This window comes from Streptomyces aureus (genome assembly GCF_000725495.1).
GTDB lineage: Bacteria > Actinomycetota > Actinomycetes > Streptomycetales > Streptomycetaceae > Streptomyces > Streptomyces aureus_B.
This window is the reverse complement of sequence record NZ_JNZD01000032.1, coordinates 102,600-119,169: the sequence shown is the minus strand read 5'-3', so window position 1 is coordinate 119,169 and position 16,570 is coordinate 102,600. Positions and strand designations below refer to the sequence as shown.

General features: G+C 71.0%; 12 protein-coding genes and 1 pseudogene. 1 reads left to right on the top strand and 12 read right to left on the bottom strand.

The genetic code is table 11. The features are described 5' to 3' along the window. The 11 genes and pseudogenes from IO36_RS31670 to uvrC all read right to left on the bottom strand — a co-directional run. Positions 1 to 813 (bottom strand): annotated as a pseudogene (locus IO36_RS31670) (glucose-6-phosphate isomerase); the annotation flags it as partial. An 804-nt stretch (positions 814 to 1,617) separates the two neighbouring features. After that, positions 1,618 to 1,953, bottom strand: a complete 336-nt coding sequence (locus IO36_RS31665) for an RNA polymerase-binding protein RbpA (protein WP_003957010.1) — start codon at positions 1,951 to 1,953, stop codon at positions 1,618 to 1,620. A 236-nt stretch (positions 1,954 to 2,189) separates the two neighbouring features. Next, on the bottom strand, positions 2,190 to 2,426 hold the full coding sequence (secG, locus tag IO36_RS31660; RefSeq protein WP_280923765.1) for a preprotein translocase subunit SecG: 237 nt from the start codon (positions 2,424 to 2,426) through the stop codon (positions 2,190 to 2,192). A 98-nt stretch (positions 2,427 to 2,524) separates the two neighbouring features. Beyond that, complete coding sequence (tpiA, locus tag IO36_RS31655; protein ID WP_037624829.1) at positions 2,525 to 3,301, bottom strand: triose-phosphate isomerase; 777 nt, start codon at positions 3,299 to 3,301, stop codon at positions 2,525 to 2,527. Positions 3,302 to 3,306: 5 nt separating this feature from the next. After that, the gene (locus IO36_RS31650) at positions 3,307 to 4,518 is read right to left on the bottom strand and encodes a phosphoglycerate kinase (protein WP_037624827.1); all 1,212 of its coding nucleotides are present in this window, start codon (positions 4,516 to 4,518) and stop codon (positions 3,307 to 3,309) included. Between the two features lie 128 nt (positions 4,519 to 4,646). Continuing rightward, positions 4,647 to 5,657, bottom strand: coding sequence for a type I glyceraldehyde-3-phosphate dehydrogenase (gene gap / locus IO36_RS31645; RefSeq protein WP_037624825.1), 1,011 nt, complete (start codon positions 5,655 to 5,657; stop codon positions 4,647 to 4,649). 192 nt (positions 5,658 to 5,849) lie between these two features. Next, positions 5,850 to 8,807, bottom strand: coding sequence for a M14 family metallopeptidase (locus IO36_RS31640; RefSeq protein WP_037624824.1), 2,958 nt, complete (start codon positions 8,805 to 8,807; stop codon positions 5,850 to 5,852). A 190-nt stretch (positions 8,808 to 8,997) separates the two neighbouring features. Then, positions 8,998 to 9,987, bottom strand: a complete 990-nt coding sequence (gene whiA / locus IO36_RS31635; protein ID WP_037624822.1) for a DNA-binding protein WhiA — start codon at positions 9,985 to 9,987, stop codon at positions 8,998 to 9,000. Then, positions 9,978 to 11,045 carry a gluconeogenesis factor YvcK family protein gene (locus IO36_RS31630; RefSeq protein ID WP_037624820.1) on the bottom strand — a complete coding sequence of 356 codons (1,068 nt, stop codon included), beginning with the start codon at positions 11,043 to 11,045 and terminating at the stop codon, positions 9,978 to 9,980. Before IO36_RS31630 ends, whiA begins: the two co-directional genes overlap by 10 nt. Then, positions 11,042 to 12,070: an RNase adapter RapZ gene (gene rapZ / locus IO36_RS31625; RefSeq protein WP_037624817.1), complete on the bottom strand. Its 1,029-nt coding sequence runs from the start codon at positions 12,068 to 12,070 to the stop codon at positions 11,042 to 11,044. Before rapZ ends, IO36_RS31630 begins: the two co-directional genes overlap by 4 nt. Then, on the bottom strand, positions 12,067 to 14,364 hold the full coding sequence (uvrC, locus tag IO36_RS31620; protein ID WP_078943564.1) for an excinuclease ABC subunit UvrC: 2,298 nt from the start codon (positions 14,362 to 14,364) through the stop codon (positions 12,067 to 12,069). Before uvrC ends, rapZ begins: the two co-directional genes overlap by 4 nt. 576 nt (positions 14,365 to 14,940) lie before the next feature. On the opposite strand from uvrC, the gene IO36_RS31615 reads away from it, so the two are divergent. Continuing rightward, entirely contained in the window at positions 14,941 to 15,888 is a 948-nt protein-coding gene (locus IO36_RS31615; RefSeq protein WP_037624816.1) for a hypothetical protein, read from the top strand. Between the two features lie 119 nt (positions 15,889 to 16,007). On the opposite strand, the gene IO36_RS31610 is transcribed toward IO36_RS31615, so the two are convergent. Then, positions 16,008 to 16,436 (bottom strand): Rieske (2Fe-2S) protein, encoded by a 429-nt coding sequence (locus IO36_RS31610; protein ID WP_037624814.1) that lies wholly within the window; start codon positions 16,434 to 16,436, stop codon positions 16,008 to 16,010. Positions 16,437 to 16,570 lie beyond the last annotated feature (134 nt).

Genomic DNA, 16,570 nt, shown 5'->3' with positions numbered 1-16,570 from the left:
GACCCAGTCCCAGAACTCGAACATGTTCGCCGTGTCGATACCGAAGTCCGCGACCTTCTCCGCGTTCGTCGACAGCGCCACGAAGTGCTTCGCGACCGCTTCCTGACCCGCCTTCAGCCCCGTCAGCAGCCACTCGCGCGCGGAGGTCGCGTTGGTGATCGTCTCGATCGTGGTGAACGTCTTGGAGGCGATGACGAACAGCGTCTCGGCCGGGTCCAGGTCACGGACCGCCTCGTGCAGGTCCGCGCCGTCCACGTTCGAGACGAACCGCACCGTCAGCGACCGGTCCGTGAACGACCGCAGCACCTCGTAGGCCATCGCCGGACCCAGGTCGGAGCCGCCGATCCCGACGTTGACCACGTTCTTGATCCGCTTGCCGGTGTGACCCGTCCACGCACCCGAACGCACCCGCCCCGCGAAGTCCGTCATCTTGTCCAGGACCGCGTGCACGGCCGGCACGACGTTCTCCCCGTCGACCTCGACCACCGCGCCCCGCGGCGCCCGCAGCGCGGTGTGCAGCACCGCCCGGTCCTCGGTCGTGTTGATCTTCTCGCCCCGGAACATCGCGTCCCGCAGCCCGAACACATCCGTCGCCACGGCCAGCTCGCGCAGCAGCCGCATCGTCTCGTCGGTGACCAGGTGCTTGGAGTAGTCGAGGTGCAGATCGCCGACCTGGAGCGAGTAGCCGGAGCCGCGTCCGGGTTCGGCCGCGAACAGGTCGCGCAGATGGGTGCCGGCGAGCTCCTCGCGGTGCCCGGCCAGGGCGGTCCACTCGGGTGTCTGGGTGAGCCTGGTACGGCTTTCTGCGTTCATCTCGGACTTCCGCCTTCTTTCCTGCACTGTGCGCTTGCGTACCTTGCCCCGCTGCCGGTCCCAACCTAGTTGATCAGGGCAGGACACGAGCTGTCGTCGCGCGTCCACCGGCTCAACAACAGATACGTCCCGCTGGACCGCAGGTGTCAGCGGGATGACGGCGAATGGGGCGAGGACCCCTGCCGCGGCACGGACCGGGAGCGCGCGCCACCAGAACCCTGGGCGCACGCAAGCCCGGCACGAATGCCGGGGCACACTGCTGCATCGGCGTGACGCAGCTGCCGCCCCCGACGGCCGCGGCGAGCCCTTGAGGTGCCTGGAGCGCACGGCGGGGCCGCTGCGGGCAGGGCTCGACGGCCAGGGCAGGGCCGACGGGGCTGCGCGGCAGGGCACGGCGGCAAGGGTCTGCCTCAGCGCGGCAAAGGCCCGGCCAGGCAGGGCTGGGCTGGGCTGGGCTGGGCTGGGCTGGGCTGGGCTGGGCTCCGCACGGCTCGACATGGCAGAACCCGGGAGGGCCCGGCGGGGGCCGCGCGGCAGGACACGGCGGCAAGGGCCGGCCTCAGCACGGCAAGGGCTCGGCAGGGCAAGCATGCGCAGGGCCCGACATGGCAGGACTCGGGAGGGCTCGGCACGGCGGAACTCGGCGCAGCAGGACTCCGCCCGGCACGCTCCGGCCCGCGGGCCGGCACTTGAAGGCCCGCCGGGCAAGGCGGTGCCGCACCGGCGCAGGACGGACCCGCGAAAGGCCAGAGGCCAGCCCCCGCTCCGGCCAGACACCCTGGGATGCCCGGCCGGCTTCAACTCCTAGATCTCGCCCCGAAGTTTGGCGAGCGCCTCGGCGAGGATCGCCTCGCCGTCCGCGTCGCTGCGCCGCTCCCGCACGTACGCGAGGTGCGTCTTGTAGGGCTCGGTGCGCGGCGGGTCCGGCGGGTTGTCCCGGTCCTGTCCGGCGGGGAAGCCGCAGCGCGGACAGTCCCACGTGTCGGGAACCTGCGCGTCGCTGGCGAAGCTGGGCTGCGTCTCGTGCCCGTTGGAGCACCAGAAGGAGATGCGCAGCCGCGGCGCGGACTCGCCGCGCTCGGCCTCGCCCATCGGCCCCGCCCCGACCCGGCTTCCTCGGATCGCGTTGCCACTTGCCACGGTCGTAACTCCCTGCGTGATGGTGCCGCGAAGCGAGTCGGCGTTTCGCTTCGTTGCGAGCGCCTCAGTCTACGTAAGGCCCAACGCGCGTCCAGTGATTGGAGTTACATCCCCACCCCTAGACGCAAGCCCCATGATAGGCGGCGCCTGGAGGCGCGTACCGGACATGGGGCCTTACGTGCGGAATGTGCTTGCGTGCTGTGCAGTTGTGCGAGCGTACCGATGTTGTTCGGCGATCAGTTGTTGATCTTCATCAGGATGCCGAGCACCACGATGCACGCGAACCAGAGCAGACCGATCAGCAAGGTGATGCGGTCGAGGTTGCGCTCGGCGACCGAGGAGCCACCGACGGACGACTGCATGCCGCCACCGAACATGTCGGACAGGCCGCCGCCCTTCCCCTTGTGCATCAGCACCAGCAGCATCAGCAGCAGGCTGAAGACGATCAGGGCGATCGAGAACCCCAAAACCACGGCTGGACCAACTTCCTCGGAACTGGATGGACGACGGGGGTCCGGCGCGATGGCACCAGACCCCCGCAAGGGTACGACGAATCGCCGCTACCGCATACTTACTGGTCGCGGAACCGGACGATCTTGACGAACTCGTCGGCGTCCAGGGAGGCCCCGCCGACCAGAGCGCCGTCGATGTCCGCCTTCGCCATGATCTCGGCGACGTTCCCGGACTTCACGGAGCCGCCGTACTGGATGCGGACCTTGTCGGCCAGCTCCTGGGAGTACAGCTCGGCGAGCTTGGCACGGATCGCGGCGCAGACCTCCTGCGCATCGTCGGCGCCGCAGACCTTGCCGGTACCGATGGCCCAGACGGGCTCGTAGGCGATCACGACGGACTCGGCCTGCTCGGCCGGGAGGTCCTTGAGACCGCCCTCGACCTGGGCGAGGGTGTGGGAGACGTGGTTGCCCGCCTCGCGGACGTCCAGCTCCTCGCCGACGCACAGGATCGGGGTCAGGCCGTGCTTGTAGGCGGCCTTGACCTTGGCGTTCACGACGTCGTCGGTCTCGTTGTGGTACTGACGGCGCTCGGAGTGGCCGACGGCCACGTACGTGCACTTCAGCTTGGCCAGCATCGAGCCGGAGATCTCGCCGGTGTAGGCACCGGAGTCCTGCGCGGACAGGTCCTGGGCGCCGTACTTGATCTTGAGCTTGTCGCCGTCGACCAGGGTCTGCACGGAGCGCAGGTCGGTGAAGGGCGGCAGGACGGCGACCTCACAGGCCTCGTAGTCCTTGTCGGCCAGGGCGAAGGCGAGCTTCTGGACGTGCGCGATGGCCTCGAGGTGGTTGAGGTTCATCTTCCAGTTGCCCGCCATCAGCGGCGTGCGCGTGCTCATCTAGGTCAGTCCTCCAGTGCGGCGAGGCCGGGGAGCGTCTTGCCCTCGAGGTATTCGAGGGAGGCGCCACCACCGGTCGAGATGTGGCCGAATGCGTTCTCGTCGAAACCGAGGGTGCGCACCGCGGCGGCGGAGTCTCCGCCGCCGACGACGGTGAAGCCCTTGGAGTCGACCAGGGCCTGGGCGACCGCCTTGGTGCCCTCGGCGTAGTCGGGGTGCTCGAAGACGCCCATGGGACCGTTCCAGAACACGGTCTCGGCGTCGGCGAGCTTGGCTGCGTACAGGGCGCCGGTCTTCGGGCCGATGTCGAGGCCGAGCTGTCCCTCGGGCATCTTGTCGGCGTCGACGGCGGTGTGCTCGCTGGGGGCCTTGGTCTTCAGGTCCGGGAATCCGGGCGAGACCACGACGTCGACCGGGAGCACCAGCTCGACGCCCAGCTTCTCGGCGCGCTCCATGTACTCGGTGACGGCCGGGATCTGGTCCTCCTGGAGCAGCGAGGAGCCGACCTCGTAGCCCTTGGCCTTGAGGAAGGTGAAGGCCATGCCGCCACCGATGAGGATGCGGTCGGCCTTGCCGAGCAGCTCGTCGATGACGGCGAGCTTGTCGGAGACCTTGGAGCCGCCGAGCGCGACCACGTAGGGGCGCGCGACGTCCTCGGTGAGCTTCTTCAGGACGCCGACCTCGGTGGCGATGAGGTAGCCGGCGTAGTGCGGCAGACGGGCCGGCAGGTCGTACACGGAGGCGTGCCCCCGGTGCACGGCACCGAAGCCGTCGCCGACGTAGACGTCCGCGAGGGCCGCCAGCCGGTCGGCGAACTCGCCGCGCTCGGTGTCGTCCTTGGACGTCTCGCCGGCGTTGAACCGCAGGTTCTCGACGACGGCGACCTGGCCGGGCTCCAGGCCGTCCACGGCGTCGTGGGCGGCGGGGCCGACGGTGTCCTGCGCGAACGCGACGGGCGCGCCGAGGAGTTCACCGAGGCGCTCGGCGGCGGGCAGCAGCGAGAAGGCCGGGTCCGGGGCGCCCTTGGGGCGGCCCAGGTGCGAGGCGACGATGACCTTGGCGCCCGCCTCGGCCAGCGCCTTGACGGTGGGCAGGACGGCGCGGATGCGGCCGTCGTCGGTGATGAGGCCGTTCGCCAGCGGCACGTTGAGGTCGGCGCGGACGAAGACCCGCTTTCCGGCCACGCCTTCGGCGAGAAGCTCGTCGATCGTCTTCATGTAGGGGACTCCTAGGGAGGCTCTGGGGATCCGAGAGGGCTGATCGATCATTACGTAGCACAGGGCCCGGACAGCGCGGCGTCGCGCTGCCCGAGCCCTGGCTCACATCGAGGTGCCTGCTCTGGGAGTTAGAGCTGGCCGCCGACGAAGACCGTGAGGTCGACGAGACGGTTGGAGTAGCCCCACTCGTTGTCGTACCAGCCGAGGATCTTCACCGTGTTGCCCTCCTGGACCATGGTCAGGGAGGAGTCGAAGGTGCAGGAGGCCGGGTCGCTGACGATGTCCGAGGAGACGATCGGGTCCTCGGTGTAGGCCAGGAAGCCCGCGAGCGGACCGTCCTCGGCGGCCTTCTTGAACGCGGCGTTGACCTCGTCCTTGGTGACCTCGCGCTGGAGGGTGACGACCAGGTCGGTGGCCGAGCCGGTCGGGACCGGGACGCGCATGGCGATGCCGTCCAGCTTGCCCTTGAGCTGCGGGAGGACCAGGGCGGTGGCCTTCGCGGCACCGGTCGTGGTCGGGATGATGTTCTCGGCGGCGGCGCGGGCGCGGCGCAGGTCCGAGTGCGGGAAGTCCAGGATGCGCTGGTCGTTGGTGTAGGCGTGGACCGTCGTCATCAGACCCTTGACGATGCCGAAGTTCTCGTCGAGGACCTTGGCCATCGGCGCCACACAGTTGGTGGTGCAGGAGGCGTTGGAGATGATGTTGTGGTTCGCCGGGTCGTACTGGTCCTGGTTGACGCCCATCACGATGGTGATGTCCTCGTCCTTGGCCGGAGCCGAGATGAGGACCTTCTTGGCGCCGCCGGCGATGTGCTTCTCGGCGTCGGCCTTCTTCGTGAAGATGCCGGTCGACTCGATGACGATGTCGACGCCGAGCTCGCCCCACGGGATGTCGGCGGGGTTGCGCTCGGACAGGACCTTGATCGTGTGCCCGTCGACCGTGATCGTGTCGGCGGTGTGCGACACCTCGGCCTTGAGGCGGCCCAGAATGGTGTCGTACTTCAGCAGGTGGGCGGTGGTCGCGGTGTCACCCAGGTCGTTGACAGCCACGATCTCGATGTCAGCACCCTGCTCCAGCAGCGCGCGGAAGTAGTTACGACCGATGCGGCCAAAGCCGTTGATGCCTACGCGGATCGTCACGAACCGATCTCCTCGTTAGGTACGCCGACTCAAGTGTCGGCGAGTTTGTATGGGATGTCCCCGACCGCCTCCGACCCTACCTCCCCCAAGGCCCCTGAGTGACATCGACCACGGCCATACACGACAGGGCGATCCGTACCCGCCAGTAGGGGTACGGATCGCCCGTTCTGTTCATCCGATGGTCACGCTCGGTCAACCATCGATTGCCGAAAGCGCTTTACCGATCAGGCTCGCACGGTCGGCCGCCGTTGTCAGGTGCTCCAGGCCGAAGCCCAGCAGCACGGTGTCGGCCGTACTGACGGCCCCGTATGTCCGGAAGAGTTCCCCGGTGCGCGCCCAGTCCCGCAGGACGGCCGGGCTGCCCGCGGGCGGACCGGCGACCTTCCAGGGACCGAGGGAGGACTCGAAGCCCTCCGTGTCGACGGCGTTCCCGCCGACCACGAGCGAGGTGTCGTCGACGAGGACGCCGTGACCGCCCGAGCTCGGGTCGGTGATGTAGGCGATCGACACCTCGATCGCCTTGCCCGCGTACGCGCTCAGGTCGAAGGCGACCGGCTGCCAGCCGCTGGACGCGCCGGTGAGGCTGTTCCAGCTCCCGCTGGATCCCGTGGCGGTGCAGCCCGCCGCGCTCACGGTCAGGTAGTGCTTGATCCAGGGGTGTTCGCGGGCGAGGAAGCCGGCCTCGCACTCGGCCGGGACCGCGGCGGAGGTGGCACCGCCCGCCTCGGGGAGCGTGGTCCAGTCGTCCGCGCCGACCGTGTGGACCTCGACGACCGCGTGGTCGTAGCCGGGCTCGGTGTCCCACAGCATCCGGGAGCGCAGCGTCGGCTTGTCGGCGGCGGTGACGCCGGTGAGGTCGACGGTGCGGGTCAGCCGCTTGTAGGCGTCGTCGGTGTGCACCGCGGCGGCCATGTACGAGCCCGAGTACGGCCCGTACGGGTTGACGGTCCCGCTGAACTGGCCCGCCCCCGCGCTGGAGGCGAACTGCGGGTACTGCGCGCCGGCGAGCGAGTCGGAGGTGACTCCGTAGGTGCCCGCCGCGTTCAGCGGGTTGCCGGGCGCGTCGCCGAGCGTCCCCGCGGCACCGCCGAGGCCCCCGGAGCCGGTGAAGCCCTTCGCGCCGGGCGTGGACGTACGGGAGTAGGCGCCCAGGTAGTACTGGCTGAAGTCGTTCGAGAGGGTGCCCCCGCCGAGGTCGACGCTGCCGCCGGCCAGTTCGCCCGCCTCGACCAGTTTGCCGCCCTCGTTGAGGAAGGCCCGCAGCTGGATCTGGGTGGCGTTGCCTGGCCGCAGGGCGCCGGTGTAGTGGACGACCGTGCCGAAGTGGCCGAGGACGCCGAGCGCGTCCGGGGCGCCCTGGGTGGCGACGTCCCAGACCAGGGGCTTCCTCCCCGCGGCCTTCAGCGCGTCGACGTAGGTCCCCGCCTGTGTGGCGGCCGCGCCCTCCTCGGCGACGACGAGCACGTCGGCCCGGGGCCGCTCGGCCACCGTGTAGGTGAAGCGGGTGCTGGAGGTCGGCTTCCCGCTCCTGGTCCCACCGGTGAACCAGACCTCGACCTTGTCGCCCGGTGCGCCGTCGCGGACCTTCGCGCGGTACTCGTCGAAGTAGAGGTTGTCCGTGCCGCCGTAGGTCTCGCCGCCCCGCCAGGGCCTGAGCGACGCCTCGTGCGTCCGGCCGCCGTTCACGCGGTACCTGAGCTTCTTGTCGCGCACGGACTTGCGCACGACGACGGAGACTTCCTGGTCGGCGCCGCGCGAGTACGACGTCGTGAAGGCGGCCGGGGTGAAGTCGGGCGCGTCGAGGCCCACCGAGGAGGAGGGCCGGTCGGGGTGCGCGGCGGTCTCGGCGACGGAGAGCGCGAACGGGACGTTCTTCTCGAACTCCTGCTGGATCAGCTTCTCGTCGTCCGGGAAGGTGAAGACCGAGGCGCAGTCCGCCGCGTTCCAGGCGTCGTTCGGGTCGATGTCCGAGGCGGTCTCGCAGGTCGACATCTCGGGGGTGAACATCGCCATGCCGTTGACGTTGCCCGCGTGGCCGTCCGCCTCGCCGTTGGTGGTGTAGAGCTCCGAGGAGACCTGCGGGTGGTAGCCCGGGATCGCGGACTTCTCCGGGGTTCCGGCGAGCGCCTTGTACAGCACGTCGTCCGGGGTCGGCGTCGCCACCTGCCAGCCCACTCCGTAGAGCAGCAGTTCGGCGGCCGAGTGGTAGTTGATCCCGTACGTGAAGCCGACCCGCTTCTCGAAGGCGTCGATCGCCCTGGTCTCGGGCTCCGAGCCGGGGCTCGCGCCGCGGTAGGTCTCGCTGGTGGGGTTGGGGGACGAACCCTCGTCGTCGTAGCCCCACTTGTAGGAGAAGTTGCGGTTGAGGTCGACGCCGTCACCGGTGGAGATGACGCCGTCGCCGTTCACGTCCCGCAGGTTCTTGCGCCACTGACGGGTGTCGGCGTCCTTGAAGGTGTAGTCGTAGCCGTCGGGGTTGGCCGACAGGACGAACCACAGTTCGGTGGAGTCGACGATCTTCTTGACGCGCTTGTCCGTGGCGTAGTTGTCCAGGTAGTAGTGCATCAGCCGCCGGGTCATCTCGGGGGTGATCCACTCACGCGCGTGCTGGTTGGACATGTACAGCACCGACGGCTTGGAGCCGTCCTTGGTCTTGCGCGCGCCCTTGGTCAGTTTGAGCGCGAGGATGTCCTGGCCGTTCAGGGTCTTGCCGATGGAGACGACCTTGGTCAGACCGGGGTTGGCCTGCCCGGTCCTGATGATCTCCTCCTCGAGGTTGCCCTTCCCGCTGTACGGGCGGAACACCCCCTGGGCGGCGTCCGCGACCCGGTTCTCCGCCCGGGCGGAGAGCGTGTGCTCGGTGAGGTCGACGCCCTGCTTCTCCAGCTTCCTCGCCTGCTGGTCGGTGACGTACACCTCGACCGTGCTCTTGCCGTTCTTCCAGGTCGTGTCGCCGAGCTCGTGACTGTCCTGACCGGCCGCGAGCAGCAGCGGTACCTGCTGTTTCGTGACCTCGGCGCGGAACACCTTCACGGCGTTCGCGTCGGGCTTGGGTGAAGCACCGTCCTGCGCACGGGCGACCGGCGCCATGGCCGCACCGCCCAGCAGGAGCGCGCCGACAGCGAGGATCGTGCTCGCTCTTCGTCTCATGAGCCCCCCTTGCACTGGTCCGCCCCAGCAGCGAACAGATGCCAGGCTCATGACACTTCATGGTCAAGTCAAGGGTGCCTCGCGGACCGACGGGCACCGGTGCCGGTCTCCCAACTGGGCGGCGGCACCGGTGTGGTGAGTTTCCGTCAGATCCTCGCGCGCGTCGTTCACGGCGCCCCGGAGGTCCGGGTCAGCCGGCGAGGTTGTCGGCCATCTCCTCGGACAGACTCGACTCCGTACCGGGGATCCCGAGGTCCTGGGCCCGCTTGTCGGCCATCGCCAGCAGCCGGCGGATACGGCCCGCGACGGCGTCCTTGGTCAGCGGCGGGTCGGCGAGCGCGCCCAGCTCCTCCAGGGAGGCCTGCTTGTGCTCCATGCGCAGCCGTCCGGCGGCCGCGAGGTGCTCGGGCACCTCGTCCGCGAGGATCTCCAGGGCGCGCTGGACGCGGGCCCCGGCGGCGACCGCGGCGCGCGCCGAGCGGCGCAGGTTGGCGTCGTCGAAGTTGGCGAGGCGGTTCGCCGTGGCACGGACCTCGCGGCGCATCCGCCGCTCCTCCCAGGCCAGCACCGACTCGTGGGCGCCGAGGCGGGTCAGCAGCGCGCCGATCGCGTCGCCGTCGCGGACGACCACCCGGTCCACGCCGCGCACCTCGCGGGCCTTCGCCGCGATCGAGAGCCGGCGAGCGGCACCGACGAGCGCGAGCGCGGCCTCGGGTCCCGGGCAGGTGACCTCCAGGGACGAGGAGCGGCCGGGCTCGGTGAGCGAGCCGTGGGCCAGGAAGGCCCCGCGCCAGGCGGCCTCGGCGTCGCAAGTGGCCCCCGAGACCACCTGCGGCGGCAGTCCGCGGATCGGGCGTCCACGCCCGTCCACGAGGCCGGTCTGGCGGGCCAGCTGGTCACCGCCCGCGACCACGCGCACCACGTAGCGGGAGCCGCGGCGCAGTCCGCCGGGCGCCATCACGATCAGCTCGGAACTGTGGCCGAAGATCTCCAGAATGTCCCGCTTCAGGCGGCGCGCCGCCATCGCGGTGTCCAGCTCCGCCTCGATCACGATCCGGCCGCTCACCAGGTGGAGGCCGCCGGCGAACCGCAGGATGGCCGAGACCTCCGCCTTCCTGCAGCAGGTCCGGGTGACGGGGAGCCGAGAGATCTCGTCCTTCACCGCTGCCGTCATCGCCATGGGCCGATCCTTCCATGCATCCGAAAAATACGGTCGTACGCGGCGGCCAACAGCTCCGGATCGTGCCGCGGAGATCCGTCGGTCCTGGCCACCGGCGCCAGCTCGACCGCGGCGCCGAATCGCTTGGCGGCGTCGGCGAGAGACTCGCGGTCGGGCACGGCGGCCTCGTCGGCCAGCACCACGTCCAGGGCGAGTTTAGGGGCGTGTCGCCCCAAAACCTCCAAATGACGCTGCGGGGAGAAGCCTTCGGTTTCTCCGGGCTGCGGTGCGAGGTTCAGGGAGAGTACCCGGCGGGCCCTGGTCCGGCTCAGGGCGTCCAGCAGTTCCGGCACCAGGAGGTGCGGAATCACCGACGAGAACCATGATCCGGGTCCCAGCACCACCCAGTCCGCGTCGAGGACCGCGGCCACGGCCTCGGGCACGGCCGGCGGATCGTGCGGTACGACGTGCACCGACTGGACCTCACCGGGGGTGAGCGCCACGTTCGCCTGGCCCCGGACGGTGCCGACCTCGTCCGGCCGGTCGACGTCGTGCCCCTTGACCAGGGCCTGGAGCTCCAGCGGCACGGCGGACATGGGCAGCACCCGGCCGTGCGCGCCGAGCAGCCTGCCGACCAGGTCGAGCGCCTGGACGTGGTCGCCGAGCTGTTCCCACAGGGCGACGATCAGCAGATTGCCGACCGCGTGTTCGTGCAGCTCGCCCTTGGACTGGAAGCGGTGCTGGATGACCCGGGCCCAGGTCTGGCCCCAGTCGTCGTCCCCGCACAGCGCGGCCAGCGCCTTGCGCAGGTCACCGGGCGGCAGGACACCCAGCTCGTCGCGCAGACGCCCGCTGGAGCCGCCGTCGTCGGCCACGGTGACGACGGCGGTGAGGTCGCCGGTGATCCGGCGCAGCGCGGCGAGCGAGGCGGACAGCCCCATGCCGCCGCCGAGGGCGACGACCTTGGGCTGCGCGCCGCGGCGGCGCGGCCTGGCGCCGCGCGCCGCGGCCGGCTGAGCCCGGTCCCCGGGGGTCTCCCGGCGCAGCCGGCTCAGCCGCAGGGTGGTACGTCCGGTCACTCGCGCCCCATGTCCCGGTGGACGAGCACGGTCTCCACGCCCTGGGAGGCGAGGCGGGCGGCGAGCTTCTCGGCGGTCGCGACCGAGCGGTGCTTGCCGCCGGTGCAGCCGACCGCGATGGTCACATAGCGCTTGCCCTCGCGCCGGTACCCGGCGGCGACGAGCTGGAGCAGCTCGGCGTAGCGGTCGAGGAACTCCTTGGCGCCGGGCTGGTTGAAGACGTACGCCGAGACCTCTTCGTTCAGGCCGGTGAAGGGGCGCAGCTCGGGTACCCAGTGCGGGTTGGGCAGGAAGCGCATGTCCACGACCAGGTCGGCGTCGACCGGGAGGCCGTACTTGAAGCCGAAGGACATGACGGTGGCCCGCAGCTCGGGCTCCTCCTCGCCCGCGAACTGGGCGTCCATCTTGGCGCGCAGTTCGTGCACGTTCAGGCTGGAGGTGTCGATGACCAGGTCAGCGTCCCCGCGCAGCTCGCGCAGCAGCTCGCGCTCGGCGGCGATCCCGTCCACGATGCGGCCGTCGCCCTGGAGGGGGTGCGGTCTGCGCACCGACTCGAAGCGGCGCACGAGGGCCTCGTCCGAGGACTCCAGGAACACGATCCGCCGGGTGACGTTGCGGGACTCCAGGTCGGCGAGGGACTCGCGGAGGTTGTCGAAGAACCGCCGGCCGCGGACGTCGACGACGACGGCGATCCGCGCCACGTTGCCCTGGGAACGGGCGCCGAGCTCCACCATGGTGGGGATCAGGGCGGGCGGCAGGTTGTCGACGACGAACCAGCCGAGGTCCTCAAGACATTTCGCGGCCGTGGACCGGCCGGCTCCGGACATGCCGGAGATGATCACCAACTCGGGGATGACGGCGTCCGGGGCTCCCGCCCCGGCCGTCTCGCTGCCCGTACCCACCTGTGCTCCGTCTTCCCGAGGCGCTTCACGCGTCGCGTGCTCCCCGCCCGCCTCGCCGTGTGTCTCCTGTGTGCTCCGGCCCTGCGCCGGACGTTCCTCTTCGCGTGCGTCGTTCTCGGTCATGTCTCCTGCCCCCGTCGCTCGTCCGAGGCGCCCGCGGTCACGGGCTCCTCCGCGGGACCCGTCGTCGTCCCGGGCCCCGCGTGTTCGTCGTCTTCCATGATCTCTCCAGTGGCCGTGTTCACGGCGGGCGCGGCGGGAGCCGCCTGCGCGAGGGCCACGGCGATGGTCTCCGCCGTCTTGCGCCCGACGCCGGGGACCTCGCAGATCTGGTCGATCGTCGCGGACCGGAGCTTCTTCACGGAGCCGAAGTGCTTGATCAGTGCCTGCTTGCGGGACTCGCCCAGGCCCGGCACGTCGTCCAGCGGACCCGACCGGAAGCGCTTGGCCCGCTTGGCCCGCTGATAGGTGATCGCGAAGCGGTGGGCCTCGTCCCGGACCCGCTGGAGCAGATACAGGCCCTCGCTGCTGCGCGGCAGGACCACGGGGTCGTCCTCGCCGGGCAGCCACACCTCCTCCAGGCGCTTGGCGAGTCCGCACACGGCGATGTCGTCGATGCCGAGTTCGTCGAGCGCCCGCTGCGCGGCGGCGACCTGGGGCCGGCCACCGTCCACGACGACGAGCTGCGGGGGGTAGGCGAAGCGCTTGGGCCTGCCGTCCTCCTCGGCGTAGGCGCTCAGGATGTCGGTTTCGTCGGGGGCGGCGTCCGGGGCGACGGTGGTGGTCGGTGCGGCGTCCGGGCCGAGGGGCGCGGTCGGTACGGCCTCCGGGCCGACGGTCGCGGTCGGTACGGTGCCGGCCTGGTCGGTCCCGGCTGGAGCGGTGCCGACCCGGTCGGTCCCGGCCTGGGCGGTGCCGAACGGGCCCGGCGCTCCGGAGTCCGGCGCGGTGGCGGACTCCGGCTGCCCGGGGGTGCCCGGAGCGGTGTCCTCGCCGTCCGTCCACTCCCCCGTCCGCTCCTTCTCGGCGAGGTAGCGCCGGAAGCGGCGGGTGATCACCTCGTGCATGGAACGGACGTCGTCCTGGCCGGCGAACCCCTTGATCTGGAAGCGCCGGTACTCGCCCTTGCGCTGGAGCCCGTCCTCGAAGACGACCATCGAGGCCACCACGTCGTCGCCCTGGAGGTGCGAGATGTCGTAGCACTCGATCCGCAGCGGCGCGCTGTCCAGTCCGAGTGCCTCGGAGATCTCCTCCAGGGCGCGCGAGCGCGTGGTCAGGTCGGAGGCCCGCTTGGTCTTGTGCAGGCCAAGGGCCTGGAGCGCGTTGCGCTGCACGGTCTCCATGAGGGCCTTCTTGTCACCGCGCTGCGGTATGCGGAGCGACACGTTCGAGCCACGCCTGGCGGTGAGCCACTCCTGGACGGGTTCCACCGGGTCGGGCAGCGCCGGGACGAGCACCTCCTTGGGGACGGAGTCGCCCGTCTCCTCCCCGTAGAGCTGCTGGAGCGCGTGTTCGACGAGGTCACCCGTGGTGACCGCCTCCACCTTGTCCGTGACCCAGCCGCGCTGGCCGCGCACGCGACCGCCCCGCACGTGGAAGATCTGGACGGCGGCTTCCAGCTCGTCCTCGGCGACGGCCATCAGGTCGGCGTCGGTGGCGTCCGCGAGGACCACCGCGTTCTTCTCCATGGCCTTCTTCAGGGCCTCGATGTCGTCCCGCAGCCGGGCCGCGCGCTCGTACTCCATCTCCTCGGCGGCGTCCATCATCTGCTGCTCCTGGCGGCGGATGTACGTCCCCGTGCGCCCGGCCATGAAGTCGCAGAACTCCTCGGCCAGCTCGCGGTGCTCCTCCGGCGAGACCCTGCCGACACAGGGCGCCGAGCACTTGCCGATGTACCCGAGCAGGCAGGGCCGCCCGGTGCGGGTGGCGTTCTTGAAGACACCGGCCGAGCAGGTGCGGACGGGGAAGACGCGCAGCAGCAGGTCGACGGTGTCACGGATCGCCCAGGCGTGTCCGTAGGGACCGAAGTAGCGCACGCCCTTCTTCTTGGCGCCGCGCATGACCTGCACGCGCGGGAACTCCTCGTTCATCGTCACGGCGAGGTGCGGGTAACTCTTGTCGTCGCGGTACTTGACGTTGAACCGGGGGTCGTACTCCTTGATCCAGGAGTACTCCAGCTGGAGGGCCTCGACCTCCGTGGACACGACCGTCCACTCCACCGACGCGGCCGTGGTGACCATCGTGCGGGTGCGCGGGTGCAGGTTCGCCAGGTCCTGGAAGTAGCTCGCCAGGCGCTGGCGCAGGCTCTTCGCCTTTCCGACGTAGATCACCCGGCGGTGCTCGTCGCGGAATTTGTACACCCCGGGGGACTCCGGGATCTGTCCCGGCTTGGGGCGGTAGCTGGAGGGGTCGGCCATGCCACACACCCTACTGGCGCGGGCCGACAGCGCGGCGGGCTCCCGGTACGCCTGTGGAAACCCGTCCGGTCGGCCACGGCGCAGATGGGGGCTGTCCGGATCGCCGTCGTCCGCGGGCCCGGCGGGGCCCCGACGGATGCGCCGTATCCGGCCAGCCGGAGCACCTCGTGCCGGTCCGCCGCGGGGACCGGCACGGCGGGAGGAGCGGAGCCTCTCTGCGCGTGCGCGGGCACATGCGCGTGACCGGCCGGGCGGGGCAGGGCGCCGTGGTGGCCGGGGTGGCGCATGGGGCGGCCGACGGGACGGCGGGAGGGGCGAGCCGCCCGGTGCGGCGCGTCGCGGGTGCTCCCGAGCGGGGGCCGAGGAGGGACGGAACGCGTCCGGGGGGCTGCGGTGAGCCATGTTGAGCATCAGGTGTTGTCGGGGCTTGGTCAACACGCTTCAATGCGGGGGAACTCGGGGCGGGAACGGCGAAACCCGCGCGTGGACAGCCCCCGCGCGCCCACCAGGCGGCGCCATTCAACCGTTCCAACGGCCTGACCAGCCGTAGTTGGACCTCCACAGAAAGGCCCCTGCATGCACACCGGCACACAGCACGCGGACCTCGCCACGGCGGAACTGGAAACGGCCCTGCGGGGCGGCCCCTTCCATGTCGCACTGCGCGCGGCGATCAACGCCCGCGGGCTGCCGCTGCAGCGCGTCCAGCACCACCTGTCCCGCTACGGCGTCAGAGTCGGTGTGACGAGCCTGAGTTACTGGCAGCAGGGCGCCCGCCGCCCCCAGCGCCCCGAGTCGCTCAGGGCGGTCCGTGCCCTGGAGGAGATACTCCAGCTCCCCGACGAGTCGCTGATCAGACTGCTGGCCGAGGCGGAGGAACGTTCGGGCCCGGAGCGTCCCACGGGGCGTTCCTACCGCTCGCTGGTCGAGGCCTCGGGGGTCCTGGAACGGCTGCTCACCGAGCTGGAGTCCCCGCTCGACGGGGGGCTGCACACCCTCGGCCACCACGAGCGGGTCCGCATCGGCGCCCGCCGCGAACTCCTGGGCCGCGAATCGCACCACATCGTGCGCGCCCACAAGGACGGTGTGGACCGCTATGTGGCCATCCACCACGGCGACCCCGGATGCGCGCCGGAGCGGACGACGGTCCGGGCACTGGAGAACTGCCGCACGGGCCGGGTGCGCTGGCACCGTGACACGGGCGTGCTCGTCGCCGAACTCCTCTTCGACACGCGCCTGCGGGCGGGCGAGACGTTTCTCTTCCGCTACGCCTTCGAGGACGGCACGGCCGGGGCGTCCAGCGAGTACGTCCGCGGGTTCGGGTTCGCGGGCGGACAGTACGCGCTCCAGGTGCACTTCGCCGAGAACGCGCTGCCCGTGCGCTGCCACCGCTTCACCCAGCACTCCGCCGCCGCGCCCCGAAGCGGCCGTCAGGAACTGCCCCTGAGCGGCCGGCACCGCTCGGTGCACCTGGTCGAGCCGCGCGTGCGGTCGGGGATCGTCGGAATCGGCTGGGACTGGGAGTGAGCCCGACGGGCCGGGTCTCCCGCCGAGACCGGGAGTGAGTCGGCGGGAGCGGTCCACCGCCCGGACGGGGTGTGAGCCGGCGGGTGTGGCCCACGGCCTGGCCGGAACCGCCCCCGGGGTCAGGCGCCCGGTCCCGCGACGATCTTCCCGTTCCGCTCCTCGACGGACAGCGCGTGGAGCGGCACGGTGGCCGGCGCCCGCAGCACCTTGCCCGTCTCGGCGTCGAACTCGCTCCCGTGGCACGGGCACACCAGGGTCGTGCCCTGGAGCTTGTTGATGGGGCACCCGGCGTGGGTGCAGATCGAGCTGAACGCCTTGAGGGAACCGTCCTCGGCGCGGCTGACCACGACGTTGTGGTCCTGGTAGAGCCGCGCACCGCCCTTGGCGACGTCGCTGTCCGCACCGAGGGTGACGGGAGCCGTCGGCGTGGCGGGGGTCCCTCCGCCACCGCTGCCACCGGAGCACGCGGCGAGGCCGAGCCCGGCGACCGGGGTGAGCGCCGCTCCCCGCAGGACGGTACGACGGCTCGCGGACGGACGGCCGGACATGGCGGCTCCACAGGTCGAGGGCACCGCAGGACACTCCGCCGGCGGTGACGGGCTGAACGCGACGGGGGCGCCGCGCCCCGACGATACCGGTACAGATCGTTCCACTCGGCGCGGGTCGGGCCCGTGCGGCGCGG